The 16,280-nt window shown below is 60.8% G+C and carries 14 protein-coding genes; 10 read left to right on the top strand and 4 right to left on the bottom strand.

The genetic code is table 11. The annotated features are described in order from the left end of the window. Positions 1–138: 138 nt before the first annotated feature. From adh to JG746_RS29850, 4 genes are all read right to left on the bottom strand, one after another. Positions 139–1,656, bottom strand: a complete 1,518-nt coding sequence (adh, locus tag JG746_RS29865) for an aldehyde dehydrogenase (RefSeq protein ID WP_202356000.1) — start codon at positions 1,654–1,656, stop codon at positions 139–141. A 144-nt stretch (positions 1,657–1,800) separates the two neighbouring features. Beyond that, the gene (locus JG746_RS29860) at positions 1,801–2,769 is read right to left on the bottom strand and encodes a GAF domain-containing protein (protein WP_202355999.1); all 969 of its coding nucleotides are present in this window, start codon (positions 2,767–2,769) and stop codon (positions 1,801–1,803) included. Between the two features lie 201 nt (positions 2,770–2,970). Then, positions 2,971–3,138, bottom strand: a complete 168-nt coding sequence (locus JG746_RS29855) for a hypothetical protein (RefSeq protein WP_202355998.1) — start codon at positions 3,136–3,138, stop codon at positions 2,971–2,973. Positions 3,139–3,324: 186 nt separating this feature from the next. Beyond that, positions 3,325–4,245: a LysR family transcriptional regulator gene (locus JG746_RS29850; RefSeq protein WP_202355997.1), complete on the bottom strand. Its 921-nt coding sequence runs from the start codon at positions 4,243–4,245 to the stop codon at positions 3,325–3,327. Positions 4,246–4,318: 73 nt separating this feature from the next. On the opposite strand from JG746_RS29850, the gene JG746_RS29845 reads away from it, so the two are divergent. From JG746_RS29845 to urtB, 10 genes are all read left to right on the top strand, one after another. Next, positions 4,319–5,212, top strand: coding sequence for an isocitrate lyase/PEP mutase family protein (locus JG746_RS29845; protein WP_202355996.1), 894 nt, complete (start codon positions 4,319–4,321; stop codon positions 5,210–5,212). Between the two features lie 119 nt (positions 5,213–5,331). Next, positions 5,332–6,360, top strand: coding sequence for an amino acid ABC transporter substrate-binding protein (locus JG746_RS29840; protein ID WP_202355995.1), 1,029 nt, complete (start codon positions 5,332–5,334; stop codon positions 6,358–6,360). A gap of 43 nt (positions 6,361–6,403) precedes the next feature. After that, positions 6,404–7,618 (top strand): cystathionine beta-lyase, encoded by a 1,215-nt coding sequence (locus tag JG746_RS29835; protein ID WP_202355994.1) that lies wholly within the window; start codon positions 6,404–6,406, stop codon positions 7,616–7,618. 1 nt (position 7,619) lies between these two features. Then, positions 7,620–8,891: a cytochrome P450 gene (locus JG746_RS29830; protein ID WP_202355993.1), complete on the top strand. Its 1,272-nt coding sequence runs from the start codon at positions 7,620–7,622 to the stop codon at positions 8,889–8,891. A gap of 605 nt (positions 8,892–9,496) precedes the next feature. Next, the gene (locus JG746_RS29825) at positions 9,497–10,810 is read left to right on the top strand and encodes a purine-cytosine permease family protein (protein WP_202355992.1); all 1,314 of its coding nucleotides are present in this window, start codon (positions 9,497–9,499) and stop codon (positions 10,808–10,810) included. A 61-nt stretch (positions 10,811–10,871) separates the two neighbouring features. Then, on the top strand, positions 10,872–11,888 hold the full coding sequence (locus JG746_RS29820) for an alpha/beta fold hydrolase (protein ID WP_202355991.1): 1,017 nt from the start codon (positions 10,872–10,874) through the stop codon (positions 11,886–11,888). A gap of 103 nt (positions 11,889–11,991) precedes the next feature. After that, a complete protein-coding gene (locus JG746_RS29815) occupies positions 11,992–13,149 on the top strand; it encodes a transporter substrate-binding domain-containing protein (protein ID WP_274609314.1) in 1,158 nt (385 codons plus the stop codon). 25 nt (positions 13,150–13,174) lie between these two features. Then, positions 13,175–13,849: an ANTAR domain-containing response regulator gene (locus JG746_RS29810; protein WP_202355989.1), complete on the top strand. Its 675-nt coding sequence runs from the start codon at positions 13,175–13,177 to the stop codon at positions 13,847–13,849. A 211-nt stretch (positions 13,850–14,060) separates the two neighbouring features. Next, complete coding sequence (locus JG746_RS29805; protein ID WP_202355988.1) at positions 14,061–15,308, top strand: transporter substrate-binding domain-containing protein; 1,248 nt, start codon at positions 14,061–14,063, stop codon at positions 15,306–15,308. 69 nt (positions 15,309–15,377) lie between these two features. Then, positions 15,378–16,247, top strand: a complete 870-nt coding sequence (gene urtB, locus JG746_RS29800) for an urea ABC transporter permease subunit UrtB (RefSeq protein WP_202355987.1) — start codon at positions 15,378–15,380, stop codon at positions 16,245–16,247. Positions 16,248–16,280 lie beyond the last annotated feature (33 nt).

The raw sequence follows: 16,280 nt of genomic DNA, 5'->3' as shown, positions 1-16,280 counted from the left end.
TTTGTTATGACGCTTGCACTTTCGGCAAATTCCACTCCGCGTTTCGGTGGGCATAATGGACCCGCCTGTTGAGCGCGAGCGGCGTCGAGGGCTTGGGCACGGCCCCTCGCGGGGCCGTGCCTGCCGACAGGAAGCTGATCAGAAGAACCCGAGCTTCTTCGGGCTGTAGCTGACCAGCATGTTCTTGGTCTGCTGATAGTGGTCGAGCATCATCTTGTGCGTCTCGCGGCCGATGCCGGATTGCTTGTAGCCGCCGAAAGCCGCATGCGCCGGATAGGCGTGGTAGCAGTTGGTCCACACGCGGCCGGCCTGGATGGCGCGGCCGAAGCGGTAGCAGCGGTTCGCGTCGCGGCTCCAGATACCGGCGCCGAGGCCATAGAGCGTATCGTTGGCGATGCTGAGTGCTTCGTCGTCGTCCTTGAAGGTGGTAACCGAAACCACCGGCCCGAAAATCTCCTCCTGGAAGATGCGCATCTTGTTGTGGCCCCTGAACACGGTCGGCTGGACGTAGTAGCCGCCGGCCAGGTCGCCAGGCAGAACGTTGCGGGCGCCGCCAGTCAGCACCTCGGCGCCTTCCTGGCGGCCGATGTCGATGTAGGACAGGATCTTTTCAAGCTGCTCGGACGAAGCCTGGGCGCCGATCATCGTCGTCGGGTCGAGCGGATCGCCCTGCACGATCGCCTCGACGCGCTTGAGCGCGCGTTCCATGAACCCGTCGTAGATCGATTCATGGATGAGCGCGCGGCTCGGGCAGGTGCAGACTTCGCCCTGGTTCAGCGCGAACATGACGAAGCCTTCGATCGCCTTGTCGAAGAAGTCGTCGTCCTCGGCCACAACGTCCTTGAAGAAGATGTTGGGCGACTTGCCGCCCAGTTCCAGCGTAACGGGAATGAGGTTCTGGCTGGCGTATTGCATGATCAGCCGGCCCGTTGTGGTTTCGCCGGTAAAGGCGATCTTGGCGATGCGCGGTGACGACGCGAGCGGCTTGCCGGCCTCGAGGCCGAAGCCGTTGACGATGTTGAGCACGCCTGGCGGCAGCAGATCGCCGATCAGATCGGCCCAGAGCAGGATGGCGGCCGGGGTCTGCTCGGCTGGCTTCAGCACCACGCAGTTGCCGGCCGCAAGCGCGGGAGCAAGTTTCCAGCATGCCATCAGCAGCGGGAAGTTCCACGGGATGATCTGGCCGACCACGCCGAGCGGTTCATGGAAATGATAGGCGACGGTGTCGTCGTCGATCTGCGAAAGGCTGCCTTCCTGGCCGCGCACGGCACCGGCGAAATAGCGGAAATGGTCGATGGCCAGAGGCAGGTCGGCGGCGGTCGTTTCGCGGATCGGCTTGCCGTTGTCCCAGGTTTCGGCGCAGGCGAGGAGATCGAGGTTCTCTTCCATACGATCGGCGATGCGGTTGAGGATAAGCGACCGCTCTGCCACGCTGGTGCGTCCCCACGCGTCCTTGGCGGCATGGGCCGCATCCAGGGCCGCCTCGATGTCCTGGGCATCCGAGCGCGCCACCTCGCACAGCAACTGACCGTTCACCGGCGAATGGTTCTCGAAGTAGCGGCCGGAGCGGGGCTCGGTCCATTTGCCGCCGATGAAATTGCCGTAACGCTTGTCGAAGGGCGCCTTCACCGGGCGTGAGAATTCAACCTTGTTCATGTGTCTTCCTCCCAAACGGACGTCGCGGGATGCGACGTTTCGGAAAGGAGATTTTGCGATTTCCGCCACCAAGTCACCGTGCCGAGGACCGTGGGCGACAAGTATGTGTCGCAGAATTGCGACACTCATGCTGGAGGTCGAAGGTCAGTGAGGCCGGTGGACATCCAGGCGGTTGAGCTTCCGGTGAAGCGTCGCGCGGCTGATGCCAAGCGCCTGGGCAGCCGCCGAGACATTGCCGCCCGCTCGCGCCAGCGCACGCTGCAGCATCCCGCGCTCTGCCTCGGCGAGGATTTCCGGGCCGGTTTCGCCCCAGCCGAGTAGATCGGTCGCGGGCATCGGCTTGTCGAGACACTGTTGCGTGATGCCAAGCGCCAGCCGGGCCGAACGTGTCGCGCCGACCACAAGGTCATCGGCGCCGACGGCGATCAGCGCGCCGGAACCTTTGTCAGTCACCGGCGCCAGCAGAATGCGCGCCTTCGGGAACGCCATTTTGAAGTTTTCCGCCTCGATCCGACGCGCCGCGTCGACCACGGCAACCGAAATGAGATTGGCGAAGGCCTCGGTCAGGTCGGCCCGGCAGGAAGACACGTCAAGCGCAGCTACCAGCTCTCCCTGGTGATCGTAGATTGGAGCGGTTGTGCAACTAAGCCCCGTGTTGCGTGTATGAAAATGCTGGTCGCGGTGGATTGTCAGCGCGCGCCGTTCGACCAGACAGGTGCCGATCCCGTTGGTGCCTTGGCTTTCTTCGTTCCAGACGGAGCCCGTCCACAAGCCCCAGGAATGAAACGTCTCGTCATCCACAGGCGCGCCGCGCCGTTCTACCGGCACACCGTCACGATCGGCGAGCAGGACACAGCATCCGACGCCGCCTACAGCAAGATAGAGACGGTCGAGACTCGATTGGGCAACCCGGACGAGCAACTCGACGCGCTGTCGGGCCTGTCCCAGTTCGGTCTCGGTGAGGTAGCGTGGGGAACTACAGTCGGCCGGGTTGAGCCGATGCAAGTTTGAAGACCGCCGCCAAGATGCGACCAGTGCTGACTTCGCCGCTGCATCCGAAGCGATGGCGGCCTGAATGCGATCGGCATGATGACCGGATAGGTTTCCGCCCATGCTATCCTCCCAAACCGGACTCTTTCCTTTAATTCCTGCACTATCGCCGGTGTCGTGCCAGGGTCTGACTTCAATCAGTGCACTGTCAATTCGACAGAAGACTCAGAGGAGGCGGCACTGAGCCACGCATCTCGCTGAACCATAGTCGACCTCGCCGCGAACACTCCTTGCCGTAGGGCTCCCTTCAATTGGTTCAAAAGCCTAGCAGAACGAACCGGGCATTCTTTGATCGAGAGCAAAGGTCTGCGCAGTCCGCGGAACGACTGCCAAACCCTTTGAATAGAGATCGAATGCCGTCTCCATTTCGCTCACGACATCGATGCCGGAGAGCACGTTCTTGATCTGGGAAAGATTGAAAACAGCAGTCATCACAGCCCCGCGGCGCAGGAAACTGAACCTGATCGAAGACTGAAAACACTCATCTCGAGAAATTCTGCCGAATGGCTCGCAGCGACGGAATCTTCGGCCCGATGCGGGGCGAGATCATTCCCGTTGCCGAAGAGGAAGGGGTACACATATGCATCCCCCCGGTCTCGGGAGCCGCCGCCGAGGTTCTCAAGACGGGTTGGCCGGGTCGTGGCCGAGATAGTCTGTGCTAAGCAGTTCGTGCAACCTGTTGGCGGCCGCACTCAGGAATCCACCTCGACGCGTAACGATGAAAATTGGAATGGTAAGCGTCAAATCCCTGACGTCGATCGTGGTGAGCGTTCCGGCGGCGCGTTCCTCGGCGACACCGCTTTCGGCCATCAAGGCGAGACCAAAGCCTGCTTCGACGAGACGCTTTTGCGCGGTCAGGCTGTCGACAGGCGTCCAGTCGACGTCGCCCAGCCCAAGTGTCTGGAAAATGCTGAAGACGTGCGACGCCCAAATTTCGCGCTGCCCCGGGATCTCGGGGAAGGCGATCCACCGCTCATCGACCAATCCGGAGAGAGACGGGATCGACCCGCCAGCCAAGGCATGATCGGTTGAGCAGACGACCTGCAATCCTTCCACGCCGAGGCAATCATACTGCAGGTCAGCTGAGCGATCCCGGTCATAGCGGATGCCAATTGTGGCTTCGCCACGCCGCACCAGATCGCTGACCTCGGTGCTGCGGACTGTCTGCAGCGCCAGGTCCACGGACGGATGACCGGCTGCGAAGCGCTTCAGTATGGCGGTAAGGCGGGTGCTGGCCAGAGTGCCCACGACCGCCAGGGACACGGGACCCGCGTTCTCCGTCTTGAGTGCTCGAACGGCGGCCTCGGCATCCTGCAGGGCGGCAAGCGCGCGCTCCGCATAGGGCAGCAGGACGCGCCCCGCCTGGCTCAGCGCGATGCCATTGGACATCCGCTCGAAGAGCGGCATGCCAAGCTCCTGCTCCAACAGGCTGATACGATGCGAAATGGCTGGCTGTGTCCGGTTCAGAACGCGAGCCGCTGTCGAAAAGCCACGTTGCCGATAGACCGTCAGAAAGGTGTTCAGTGCTTCAGCGTCCATTTTCGCCTATAAATAGAATTTATGAGGTAGAGAAATATTAGAAATTGGACGAATGGGGTCAAGCCAAATAGCAATGTCCTCGTCTGCAAATTCCAGTGGAGAGACGGTCATGGCCACCCAGGTTGAGAAAGCGATAGCATTTAAGGCGCTGCACTCGACGGAACGTGGTTTCGTCATGCCCAATGCATGGGACGCGGGAAGCGCGGTCGTCCTGGCCGAAGGCGGCGTCCCGGCACTCGGCACCACCAGTGCTGGCATCGCTTTCTCGCTAGGCAAGCCCGACTTTGACATTCGAGATGCAAGCAGCGTGCTGACACGCGAAGAGATGTTCCAACGGCTTCGGCAGATCGTCGACGCCGTCGTCTTGCCGGTGAACGGCGATCTCGAGGACGGCTACGGCCGCGATGCACAATCGGTTGCCGAAACGATAAGCCTTGCCATCGCGGCGGGCCTTGCTGGCGGCAACATTGAAGACAACAACCCTCGTACCGAAGGCCTCTACGAGGAGAAGGTTGCCGTCGAGCGCATAAGGGCGGCCAGAGGTGCGATCGAGGCAAGCGGCGGCGCCTTTGTCTTGAACGCCAAGATCGATGCATTCCTTGTCGGGGTGCCTGATCCGCTGGAGACAGCGATAAGGCGGGCGAACCTGTTCCTCGAGGCGGGTGCCGACTGTGTGTATCCCTGCGGTCCCAACAATCTGGACACGATCCAAACCTTGGTCCGCGAAATCAATGGTCCGCTCAACATTGTCATCGGTTGGGGCACCGTGCCCCTGAGCGTGCCGGTGTTGCTCGACATCGGTGTGAAACGGGTCAGTCTCGGTGGCAGCATAGCACGATCCGCGCTTGGCCTTGTGCGCCGCAGTGTCCGCGAATTGTGTGACCAGGGCACCATCAATTTCGCGGCCGACCAGATCGGCCAGCAGGAACTGAACGCTCTCTTCTCAAAGATGACCGCCTCAAGGTGATCGGATCGCCGGCGCGTCGCCGTGTTCGCAGGCGCCATTTCACGCAGGCAAACCAAGACGAATGCGGAGATCGGCGGCCCCGATGCTCCGATCGAATCCATGGGTTCAAAAAAGGGGGAATGGAAGTGACCAAGTTGCTGAGATTGGTGCTCGCCGTGCCACTGCTTGTATTCGCGGCGGCGGCGGCGGACACGCTTGAGAATGTCAAGGCCGCCGGCTTCGTCAAATGCGGTGTGAGTACAGGCGTTACCGGGTTTTCAACACCCGACAACAAGGGTGAGTGGTCCGGTCTCGATGTCGATCTTTGCCGCGCTGTTGCAGCTGCAATTTTCGATGATCCCAATGCGGTCAAATTTTCCCCCTTGTCGGCCAAGGAGCGGTTTACGGCCATCCAGTCGGGCGAGGTCGACATCCTTCAATACAACACCACATGGTCTCTCAACCGCGACACCGCCCTTGGCCTGAACTTCAGAGCCGTCAACTACTATGACGGCCAAGGCTTCATGATCAATTCCAAGAAGTTGCCGGCGGTAAAATCTGCCCGGCAGCTGGACGGTGCTTCGGTCTGTATTCAGACGGGCACGACCAGTGAGTTGAATGTTGCCGACTACTTCAAGGCCAACAAGATCGAGTACAATCCCGTCGTCTTTGAAAAGCTCGAGGAAATCCAGTCCGCGTACGATTCCGGACGCTGTGATGTAGTCACCATCGACCAGTCGGCGCTGTACAGCGTCCGGCTGACGCTCGCCAATCCGGCCGACCACATTGTCCTTCCCGAGGTTATTTCAAAGGAGCCGCTTGGATCGGCGGTCCGCCAAGGCGACGACAGGTGGTTCGATATCGTCAGCTGGACCCACTACGCGATGGTGACTGCGGAGGAACTGGGCATAACCCAGGCCAACGTCGAGGACATGAAAGTTAATGGCAATCCTGAAGTGAAACGCGTTCTCGGCCAGGAAGCGGACAGCAAGTTGGGCGCGGATCTTGGTCTCGATAGCGACTGGGTTGCTCGCATCGTCAAGCACGTCGGCAACTACGGCGAGGTTTTCGAACGCAATGTCGGCGCCGGGAGCCCGTTGAAGATCGCCCGCGGCATCAACGCTTTGTGGACCAATGGCGGTCTGCAATATGCGCCGCCCCTGCGCTGATGCCGTACACCCAATTCAAACTGCGCCGCTGTCGAGAGACCACATGATGCCCGACGGAAAGAGTCCGACACAGACGGGCATGAACACGCGGCTGGCGCGTATCGGTTACGAGCCAAGTGACTATTTCGGGTTCGTCAATCCGCCCGTGGTGCATGCATCGACCGTGCTTTTCCCCAATGCTCGAACGATGGCGGAGCGGGGCCAGAAGTACATCTATGCAACACACGGAACCCCAACCACCGAGGCACTTTGCCATGCCATCGATGCGTTGGAAGGTTCGGCCGGCACGGTCCTGGTCCCGTCGGGTCAGGCGGCCGTCGCCCTATCGCTGCTGGCTTTTCTTTCGGCCGGTGATCACGTGCTGATCACCGATTCCGTCTATGCACCGACCCGCCAACTCGCGGATACCGTGTTGAGCCGCATGGGGATAGAGGTCGAGTATTATGAGCCGCGCATTGGTGCCGGCATCAAACGGCTTTTGAAATCAAACAGCAAAGTCGTCTTCACCGAGTCTCCGGCCTCCAACACGTTTGAAGTGCAGGACATTCCCGCGATCGCCAGAGGCGCTCACACGGGCAACGCTGTCGTGATGATGGACAACACCTGGGCGACACCGCTGTTCTTCCGGCCGCTCGACCATGGCGTCGATATCTCGATCCATGCGGCGACGAAATATCCCGCTGGCCATTCCGACCTGTTGCTTGGCACGGCCTCAGCGAATGCCGCAACCTGGCCAAGGCTCTGGGCGATGTTCCTGGCGCTCGGAATTCCCGCCGCGCCCAATGACACATATCAAGTTCTGCGTGGTCTGCGCACGATGGGGGTGCGGCTCGCCCACCACCAGAAGAGCGCGATCGAAATCGCGTCGTGGCTCGAGCATCAGCCCGGCATTGCGGGTGTGCGCCATCCCGCCCTTCCGAGCCATCCCGACCATGCCATCTGGAAGCGCGATTTCTCCGGTGCGAGCGGGGTCTTCTCGATTGTTCTCGAAGGCGATCCGCAGGCGCATGCATTTCTCGATGCGCTGACGATATTCGGCCTGGGCTTTTCCTGGGGTGGCTATGGCAGCCTCGCCATGCAGGTCGATCTCGCGGATCGGACCGTCGCTTCCGGCGCTTTAAAGGGGGCGCTGATCCGTTTGCAAATAGGCCTCGAGGACATCGAAGACCTCAAGCAGGATTTGGTGCGTGGATTGAGAGCGGCAACACGCGCAGGCCAACCCGGCATTGATCAATCGGTTTTTGTGAAGGAGATCTGACTTGGCGAATCCGCAGGACGATGCTGATACATCCAAGGCGCCCAGCGCTACAGGTCTGGGCGAGTTCATGCCGAGCGGCGCCGATGAACCGCTTCACGTGCGGGCGGCGCCGGCACACGCCAACCCCTATCCCTTCTATTCTCGTCTGCTTTCTGGCGCGCCGATTTATCGAGAGGGGCCGGGCGAGGCTTGGGTCGTCGTCAGCGCGGCAGCGGTGAACGCCGTGCTGACCAGCCCGCTTTGTCTGACGAGGCCGGCGGTCAACCGGGTGCCCGAGCCGCTCATCGGTACGCCTGTCGCCGAGATTTTCAGCCGCCTCGTGCGGATGAATGATGGAGAAATTCATTGTCCGTTGAAAAGCGCGGTGACGGCTACGTTCGAAGGCTTGAGCGAACGGCGTATCGCAGATCTCACGGCTGATCTGGCGAAGGACCTGGCGGCAACCATCATGCCGGAGAGCGGCGGCGAGCGGCTGAACCAGTTTGTTTCTGCCTTGCCGGCACAGGTCATCATGAGTCTGCTAGGAATTCCGGCCGACAGCTTTTCGGACGTCTCACGCTGGATGGGCGACTACGGCGCGGCGGCAACGGCAGCGGTTACGGGTGTTCCGACGCTCACCGCTGCCATTTTACAAGCCGGCGCTGACAGTTCGGCCAAGCTGCTCGATCTGTTTCGCAGCATGGTGGAAGCCCTGCGCGTTGATGATTGCTCGCTGTTTGCCATGCTGTCGCGCCAAGCGGCCTGTTCAAACCGGCTGGATGCGGATTTGGTGATCGCCAACGGCATAGGGCTGATGGCGCAAGGCTTTGCCGGAACCTCCGCCCTGATCGGCTCGACCCTTATCGCGTTGGCACGCCATCCCGATGTATTGGCGGCTGCCCGCCGCGATCGCGCCGTGCTTGGGCTGGCCATTCAGGAGGTGCTACGGTTCGATCCGATAACACACAGTACCCTTCGCTTCGTGGCCCGCGATGGCTTCGTCGCTGGGCAAGAGATGCAGGCCAATGACATGATCATCGTAACCCTGGCGGCGGCCAGCCGCGATCCGGCAATCAACCCTGATCCGGATAGCTTTGATATATTTCGCGACCACAGACGATACCTGGAGTTCGGCGCCGGCGTGCATGCCTGCCCTAGCGCCGTACTCGCGACGACGATCACCGAGATCGCCCTGAGCCATCTGCTTGATCGAGGCATCGTTTGCGAAGGCCTTGAGGAAAGGGTTTCCTACCGACCCTCATCGCATGTCCGGATGCCTGTTTTCGGTGTTTAGGTCTCCGCTCAGTCAGGAGAGGAACCGGCGACCGTTCGAGCGGTTTTGACGGCCCAACCTCAGGGCGAGGGGTTGTTGCTGTGGCTGACGAATTGCGGATCGCTGCTCGTGGAGCGGCCTGCCGCGCACAACGCCTCGCCCAGTCCCCTGCATCTCCAACTCCCTTGCATCTCCGACACTGAATGGCCCAGGTCGAACTATGCTTCGGGCCAACGCTATGTGCTTGCTCCGGCAGCAATTCGGGCACGCCGGACATAGCATTTGACTTGAAACCGCAGTGCCTGTAGCTTTTGTTTTGCCTGTTGAGCAGGCAGGTGGCAACGAGGCCACCGTTTCAGATCAAGGCAAAAGGGCCTCCCTTTGTCTCCGCTTCAGGAGCCATCGGGAGGCCTTTGTCGTTTGTGCGATACCGACCGAGAAGCCAAGGGGAACAGGCGCCGGTTGGCCAGAACAATGGGGAGAGGCGCGGAAGGCATATAAGCCTGCTGCGATCCGTTTCCGAATTCATGGCCAAAGGCACTTAACCGAGGAAGCGCGGGCACGGACAAGGGCGTCTCATCGCGACGACGGGCCTCCACGCAACGCGATTGACCCAGGAGGGTGCAATGACGAAAACCTCGGACATCGACAAGCTCGATGAAGTCGACCACGTCCTCGGCGACGAATACGAGCACGAACCCGTTCCCGCTTCGGCCAGGCGAAGCACTTTTTCTGTGACGACCGTTTGGATCGGCTTCCCGATGATCATCACCGGCGCCATGACCGGATCCATCCTCGTGCTCGGCATGGGGTTCCGAAATGCGCTTTGGTCCATGATCATCGGCAACCTCATCATGTTTGCCTATGTCGGCGCGCTCGGCGTTCTGGGCACACGGCGCGGCATGAACTTTGCGCTTCTTGCCTCCATTGTCTTCGGCAAGAAGGGCTATGTCTTCGCCTCCGGCCTGCTGTCGACGTTGCTGCTCGGCTGGTATGCCGTTCAAACCGGCATCACCGGCGCCCTCATCAGTTCGACCTATGGGCTGAACTACGTCGCCATGACCACCGTCGCAGGACTGCTCTATATCGGCATCACCTTCATCGGCGTGCGCGGCCTGCATCTCATCGGCCTGGTGTCGGTTCCGTTGTTCGTGATCCTCGGCGGTTGGGTTGCGCTGGATGCCGCGGCAACGTCAGGATGGACTGCCATCCTGAACTATCCGGGCAACAACGGTGCCGCGAGCATGACGATGGGCATCGGCCTCACCGTCGTCATCGCGCTTTTCATCGATGCCGGCACCGTCACTGCCGACTTCAACCGTTGGGCGAAGGACTCCCGCAGTTCCATCATCGCGACCTTTTCAGCCTTTCCGTTCGCCAACGTCTTGGCGATGCTGGTCGGTGGCGTGATGACCGCAGCCCTCGCCGTGCCCAACGCCAATCCGTTCGGCGCCGACAACATCTTCGGCTACATGAACGGGCGGCAGATCGGTTGGCTTAGCGCGCTGGCTTTCCTGTTCCTCTACTGCAATCTCGGCTCGGTCTGCGCGCATTGCCTCTACAATTCGGCAACGGGTTGGTCGCGCATTCTGCATACACGCATGCGCGTCATGGCCGTGGTGCTGGGCGTCATCGGCATCATCGTTGCCGCCGGCAATGTCTGGGCTTTCTTCATCCAGTGGCTGTCGCTGCTCGGCGTCGTGGTGCCACCGATCGGCGCCATCGTCTTGGTCGACCAGTACCTTTACCGCAAGAACGCCGAGATCAGCGAAGACTGGCGGCCAAACGCCTTCATCGCCTGGGCAATTGGATCGGCCGTCGCACTGATTGTCGAGTTCTATGCGCCGCATTTCTCGACTGCCATCAGCGCCATGCTGGCCGGCGGTATCGCCTATGCAGTCATCGGTCGGCAGCCGCAGACCGTGCGCGCCGCAGCTTGAATTGACCCGGGCGGGAGCGTTCCGGCGGTCCCGCCCCATACGCAAAGAGAGTGAAACCAAAATGGCAGACCACGAGATCTTCGACCTTGGCGATTTCAAATTCCAGCGTGGAGCCACCTTGCGCGGCGCCAAGCTTGCCTACAAAACCTTCGGGAAGCTCAATGCCAAGAAGGACAATGTCATTGTTTATCCGACCTGGTATTCAGGTCAGCAACAGGACAATGAATGGCTGATCGGCAAGGGCATGGCCCTCGATCCGGCCAAATACTTCATCATCATCCCGAACATGTTCGGCAACGGCCTGTCATCCTCGCCGAGCAATACGCCCGAACCTTACAACGGACCGCGCTTTCCCAAGATCACTATCTACGACAACGTGCGCGCACAGCACCGGCTCATCACCGAGAAGTTCGGCATCAAGAAGATCAGGATGGTGGTCGGCTGGTCCATGGGCGGCTTGCAGTCCTTCCAGTGGGGCGCACTCTATCCCGATATGATCGACCTCATCGCGCCGTTCTGCGGCTCGGCCAAATGCTCGCGTCACAACTTCGTCTTTCTGGAGGGCGTCAAGGCAGCGCTCACCGCCGACGGGACGTGGGCTGAAGGTTGGTACGACACGCGCCCGACCCGCGGTCTGCGTGCCGCCGGCCGCGTCTATGCCGGCTGGGGTTTCTCGCAAGCGTTCTATCGTCAGGAGCTCGATCTCAAGGATCTCGGCTTTTCCAGCCTGGAGGATTTCCTGGTTGCCTTCTGGGAGGGACATTTCCTGGCGCGCGATGCCAACAATCTGCTTGCCATGCTATGGACCTGGCAGAACGGCGATATCTCCGACAACGAAGTCTATCATGGCGATTTCAAGAAGGCGCTCGGCGCCATCAAGCCGAAAGCCTATGTCATGCCCTGTCGTACCGATCTTTATTTCCCACCGGAAGACAGCGAGATGGAGGTCGCCAACATGCCCAATGCGAAATTCATTCCGATCGAATCCGTCTGGGGTCATTTCGCCGGCGGCCCAGGCACCAGCCCCAAGGATGTCAAGTTCCTCGACGGAAAACTGAAGGAATTGCTGGCCGGTTGACCGCGATCGCGGCCGCCCGCAGGATATGGGCGGCCGCGTCCGCACAATCAGAAAAACGACGTTGGGGACACGGGATGATGTTGGGGAACCATGGGAGCGTAGATTGACCAGATCGAGCAATACCTCCGAACCTTGGCGCGTCGGGGTCCTCTTTTCCCGCTCGGGCTTCATGGCCCTCATCGAGGAAACGCAGTTGCGGGGCACGCTGACGGCGATCGAGGAAATAAACGACGCAGGTGGCGTGAACGGCAGACCGATCGAGCCGATCTGCTACGATCCGGGTTCGCAGGCCAGCGCCTTCGGCCGCTACGCCAAGCGACTTATGGTGGAGGACGGCGTCAGCACGATATTCGGCTGCTACACGTCGAGCAGCCGTAAGGCCGTGCTGCCTGTTGTCGAACGGCTCAATGGTCTACTTTGGTACCCAACCCTTTATGAGGGTTTCGAGTTTTCTCCCAATGTCATCTACACCGGCGCCACGCCCAACCAGAACAGCGTGGAGCTCTGTCGCGTGCTCATGCAGACCTATGGCACGCGCTTCTACTTCATCGGCTCGGACTACATCTATCCGCGCGAATCCAATCGCATCATGCGTGAGTTGATCCGCAACAGCGGCGGCAGCGTAATCGGCGAATCCTATATAGGCATGGGCGCCAAGCGCGCCGATTTCCTGCCGGTCATGCGCGACGTCAAACGCGCTCAGCCTGACGTCATTTTTTCGACCGTGGTCGGGGACGGCACTGTCTATCTCTACCAGGCCTATGCCGATCTCGGACTCAATCCGAAGGTGATGCCGATCGCCAGCCTGACCACGACAGAGGCCGAGATCCGCGCCATGGGCCATGATGTCGGCGAAGGCCACATCACCGCCGCTCCCTATTTCCAGGGCGTTGGCAGCGAGCGCAACTCGACCTTCGTGCGCCATTATCAGAAGCGCTATGGCGATGATGAGCCAACCAACATGTGCCTGGAGGCCTCGTACTTCCAGGTCAATGTTTTCGCCAAGACCCTCGAACAGACGGACTCCATGGATACCGAGATTCTGCGGGCGTCGGTGATGGGCTCCGAGTTCGAAGCGCCGCAAGGCGATGTCGTCATCAACCCGCTCTGGGGCCACGCGGATCTGTGGACGCGCATCGGTCGTGCCAACAGAAAGGGCCAGTTCGACCTCGTCTATGAATCGCAGAGCTGTGTTCTGTCCGACCCTTATTTGCTGGGGTACGGCCGAAGCCTTCGCCAGCAAACGCTTGAACTGACCTGACCGACGGCAGCAAGGGAGGACCATCATGCAAGAAACCGTCGACATGATGAACATTAGTCGCGACAAGTCGGGGCAGGGCGGGCCGCAGCGAAAAGAAGGCGGCGTCTACGCCCAGACAGTCGCATCCCCCGCGGCCAAGTCGCTTTGGGATCTCAAGGTCGCCGTCGTCGTCGAGCGCGACGATGATGGCGAGCGCCTGATACGCGAGCTGCAAAGGCTGCGCTGCCAGATTCACCACGAATGGCCAATGCCACCGCAGATACCGGCGCACTGCGATGCTGTCTTCTGCGCTCTGTCGGCGGACCTGCCGCAGAGGCTGCCCTGGATACCGGGTGAGCCGGGCGCCGCGCTTGTCGTTGTGGACCGCGGCGACGGTCCGCTCGATCTGCAGCTTCTGCACAACTGCGCAGCGCATGGCGTGTTGCACTATCCCACCACGGCGCGGTCGGTCCAGGCCGTGCTATCACTCGCGCGAAGCCATTTCCTCTACGAGCGCCGCCTGCGCGGCCGTATCGACAAGCTCGACGAGAGCCTGCGTACGATGCGTAGTGTGGAGCGGGCAAAGTCGGTGTTGATGCGCGTGAAGAACATCACTGAGGAAGAGGCCTATAACTATCTTCGCCGGCAAGCGATGGAGCGACGCGTCACGATCGGCGCCGTTGCCAATGCCATTGTTGACTCGCACGATCTTCTCAGCTAGCGTTTTTGAATTGGCGGCAACGATGCCGCTGGCGAAATACAGGTAACGGAACCTCACGGCATTCGCGGAAGCGGAACGTGGGGTTTTTTGTTGCGAACGACAGGGTTCGCGAGCGGCGTCCAGCCGCGCACATCAAAGGCAATGAGGCCTCGAAACGATCTGCCTCCGGCGGATCGCTTCGAGGCCTTTTTTCATTTTCAGGGGAGAAAAAATGAACAAGGACCGTCGCAGTTTTCTGAAGGCCACCGCCGCGCTCGGCACAGTGTCTCTCGTTGGATTCCCGCATATCTGGAACAAGAATGCTTCACTGGCACGCGCGGCCGACGGCCAGATCAAGGTCGGCGTGCTTTTCTCGCTGACCGGCACGACCGCCATCATCGAGGAATCGCTGAACAAGGCGACGATCATGGCCATCGAGGAGATCAATGCCGCCGGCGGCATCAACGGCATGCAGATCGTACCAGTGGTCGAGGACCCGGCGTCCGACCCGGCCACCTTTGCCGAGAAGGCGCGCAAGCTGGTGCTGTCCGACAAATGCGTTTCGGTGTTCGGCTCCTATACGTCGGCCAGCCGCAAGGCCGTACTGCCGGTGTTCGAGAAGCAGAACAACCTCTATTGGTACCCGACGCTTTATGAGGGCCGCGAGTGCTCGAAGAACGTCATCTATACCGGTGCGGTGCCCAATCAGCAGCAGGATGATTTCGTTCCCTGGCTGGTCAAGACGTTCGGCAAGCGCTGGTACCTGATCGGGTCGAACTACATCTATCCGAAGGAAGAGAACAATTACTGCAAGAAGCTGCTGGCCGAGCTTGGCGCCGAGGTCGTGGCGGAGGAATATGTTCCGCTTGGCCATTCGGAATTCTCTTCCGTCATCAACAAGCTGAAGGCCGAAAAGCCGAACGTCATCTTCTCGACAGTCGTCGGCGACTCCGTCGTTGCCCTGCACCGCCAGTACCATGCCGCAGGCCTCGATCCCGCAACCATGCCGATGGCCAGCCTCACCACCTCCGAAAACGAAGTGGCGGCGATGGGCGGCGAGGCGGCGGCGGGCCACTTCACCTCCGCGCCGTATTTCATGGTGTGGGACTCGCCCGAGAACCACAAATTCGTCGACGCCTACAAGAAGCGCTGGGGCGCCGACAAGGTCACGCACTTCGTCTCCGAACCGTCCTACTTCCAGGTCCACCTGTTCAAGCAAGCGGTGGAGAAGCTGGCAGGCAGCGATATCACGCCCAACACCATCCGCGAGGCTGTGAAGGGCCAGGAAATGGTGGCGCCGCAAGGCAAGGTCCGCATCGAGCCGGAGAACCTCCACACCTGGCTGTGGCCGAAGATCGGCCAATGCCAGGCCGACGGCCAGTTCAAGATCCTGAAGCAGTCCGCCGACTGGCTGGAGCCGGTGCCTTACAAGGCCTACCCGAACCAGAAGTGCACGGCCGAAGGCCTCAAGCAGATCTGAGACCGCAACTCGCATTGGCGGCGCCACCCGCGGCGCCGCCCTTTCCAACGGTGTGCCCAAAGGCGTGAAATGGACATCCTCGTATCGCAGCTCATGACCGGCCTCAGCATCGCATCGATCCTGATGCTGGTGGCGCTCGGCCTCGCCATCATCTACGGCGTCACGGGCGTCATCAATCTCGCGCATGGCGAGTTCGTGATGCTCGGCGCCTATGCCGCCTGGGCCCTGCAGACCCAGTTCGGCATGGGGTTGATCGCCAGCCTGCTGCCGATCTTCATCATCATGGCTGCCGTCGGCTGGTTGGTGGAAGTGCTGGTCATCAGCCGGCTCTACGACCGGCTGCTCGATACCATCCTGGCGACATGGGGCATTGGCGTGATCGCGCAGCAAGCGGTGCGCCTGGCCGTGGGCGGCGAGCTTCGCTACGTGCAGATGCCGGAGTCTCTTTCGAAAAGTGTCACCATCCTCGGCGCGACGGACTCGGCCTATCGCCTTTTCATACTGCTTGTGTCGCTTGCGCTGTTCGGCTTGACCTGGGGGATCTACCGCTACACCAATTTCGGTCTGAAGCTCAGGGCCATTACCCAGAACCGCTCCGTCGCCTCGAGCTGCGGCATCAACGCCGGCCGTATCTATCGGCTGACCTTCGCTTACGGGGCGGGTATTGCCGGTCTGGCCGGCGCGCTGGTCTCGCCGCTGAAGAGCGTCTCACCCGAGATGGGCACCGGCTATGTCGTCGATGCCTTCATGGTCGTCGTTCTCGGCGGCACGCAAAGCCTGATGGGAACGCTGGCAAGCTCCGGCATTCTTGGCGAGCTCTCCGGCTACCTCGCCTTCTACTCCAACGACACGATCGCCAAGGCGCTCGTCCTGCTCGCCATAGTCGTCCTCATCCGCTTCCGGCCGCAAGGTCTCTTCACCGCGCGCGTGCGGACCTGAACCGTTACCGATCAGAACCAGGGAAACAGCATA

The organism is Mesorhizobium sp. 113-3-3 (assembly GCF_016756495.1).
In the GTDB taxonomy this organism is placed as follows: domain Bacteria; phylum Pseudomonadota; class Alphaproteobacteria; order Rhizobiales; family Rhizobiaceae; genus Mesorhizobium.
This window is presented reverse-complemented; position numbering and strand designations above follow the sequence as displayed.

Bases quoted from the DNA above. Each gene is read 5' to 3' on its own strand.
- adh (WP_202356000.1), bottom strand. From the start codon at position 1,656: ATGAACAAGGTTGAATTCTCACGCCCGGTGAAGGCGCCCTTCGACAAG.
- JG746_RS29860 (WP_202355999.1), bottom strand. From the start codon at position 2,769: ATGGGCGGAAACCTATCCGGTCATCATGCCGATCGCATTCAGGCCGCC.
- JG746_RS29855 (WP_202355998.1), bottom strand. From the start codon at position 3,138: ATGACTGCTGTTTTCAATCTTTCCCAGATCAAGAACGTGCTCTCCGGC.
- JG746_RS29850 (WP_202355997.1), bottom strand. From the start codon at position 4,245: ATGGACGCTGAAGCACTGAACACCTTTCTGACGGTCTATCGGCAACGT.
- JG746_RS29845 (WP_202355996.1), top strand. From the start codon at position 4,319: ATGTCCTCGTCTGCAAATTCCAGTGGAGAGACGGTCATGGCCACCCAG.
- JG746_RS29840 (WP_202355995.1), top strand. From the start codon at position 5,332: ATGGAAGTGACCAAGTTGCTGAGATTGGTGCTCGCCGTGCCACTGCTT.
- JG746_RS29835 (WP_202355994.1), top strand. From the start codon at position 6,404: ATGATGCCCGACGGAAAGAGTCCGACACAGACGGGCATGAACACGCGG.
- JG746_RS29825 (WP_202355992.1), top strand. From the start codon at position 9,497: ATGACGAAAACCTCGGACATCGACAAGCTCGATGAAGTCGACCACGTC.
- JG746_RS29820 (WP_202355991.1), top strand. From the start codon at position 10,872: ATGGCAGACCACGAGATCTTCGACCTTGGCGATTTCAAATTCCAGCGT.
- JG746_RS29810 (WP_202355989.1), top strand. From the start codon at position 13,175: ATGCAAGAAACCGTCGACATGATGAACATTAGTCGCGACAAGTCGGGG.
- JG746_RS29805 (WP_202355988.1), top strand. From the start codon at position 14,061: ATGAACAAGGACCGTCGCAGTTTTCTGAAGGCCACCGCCGCGCTCGGC.
- urtB (WP_202355987.1), top strand. From the start codon at position 15,378: ATGGACATCCTCGTATCGCAGCTCATGACCGGCCTCAGCATCGCATCG.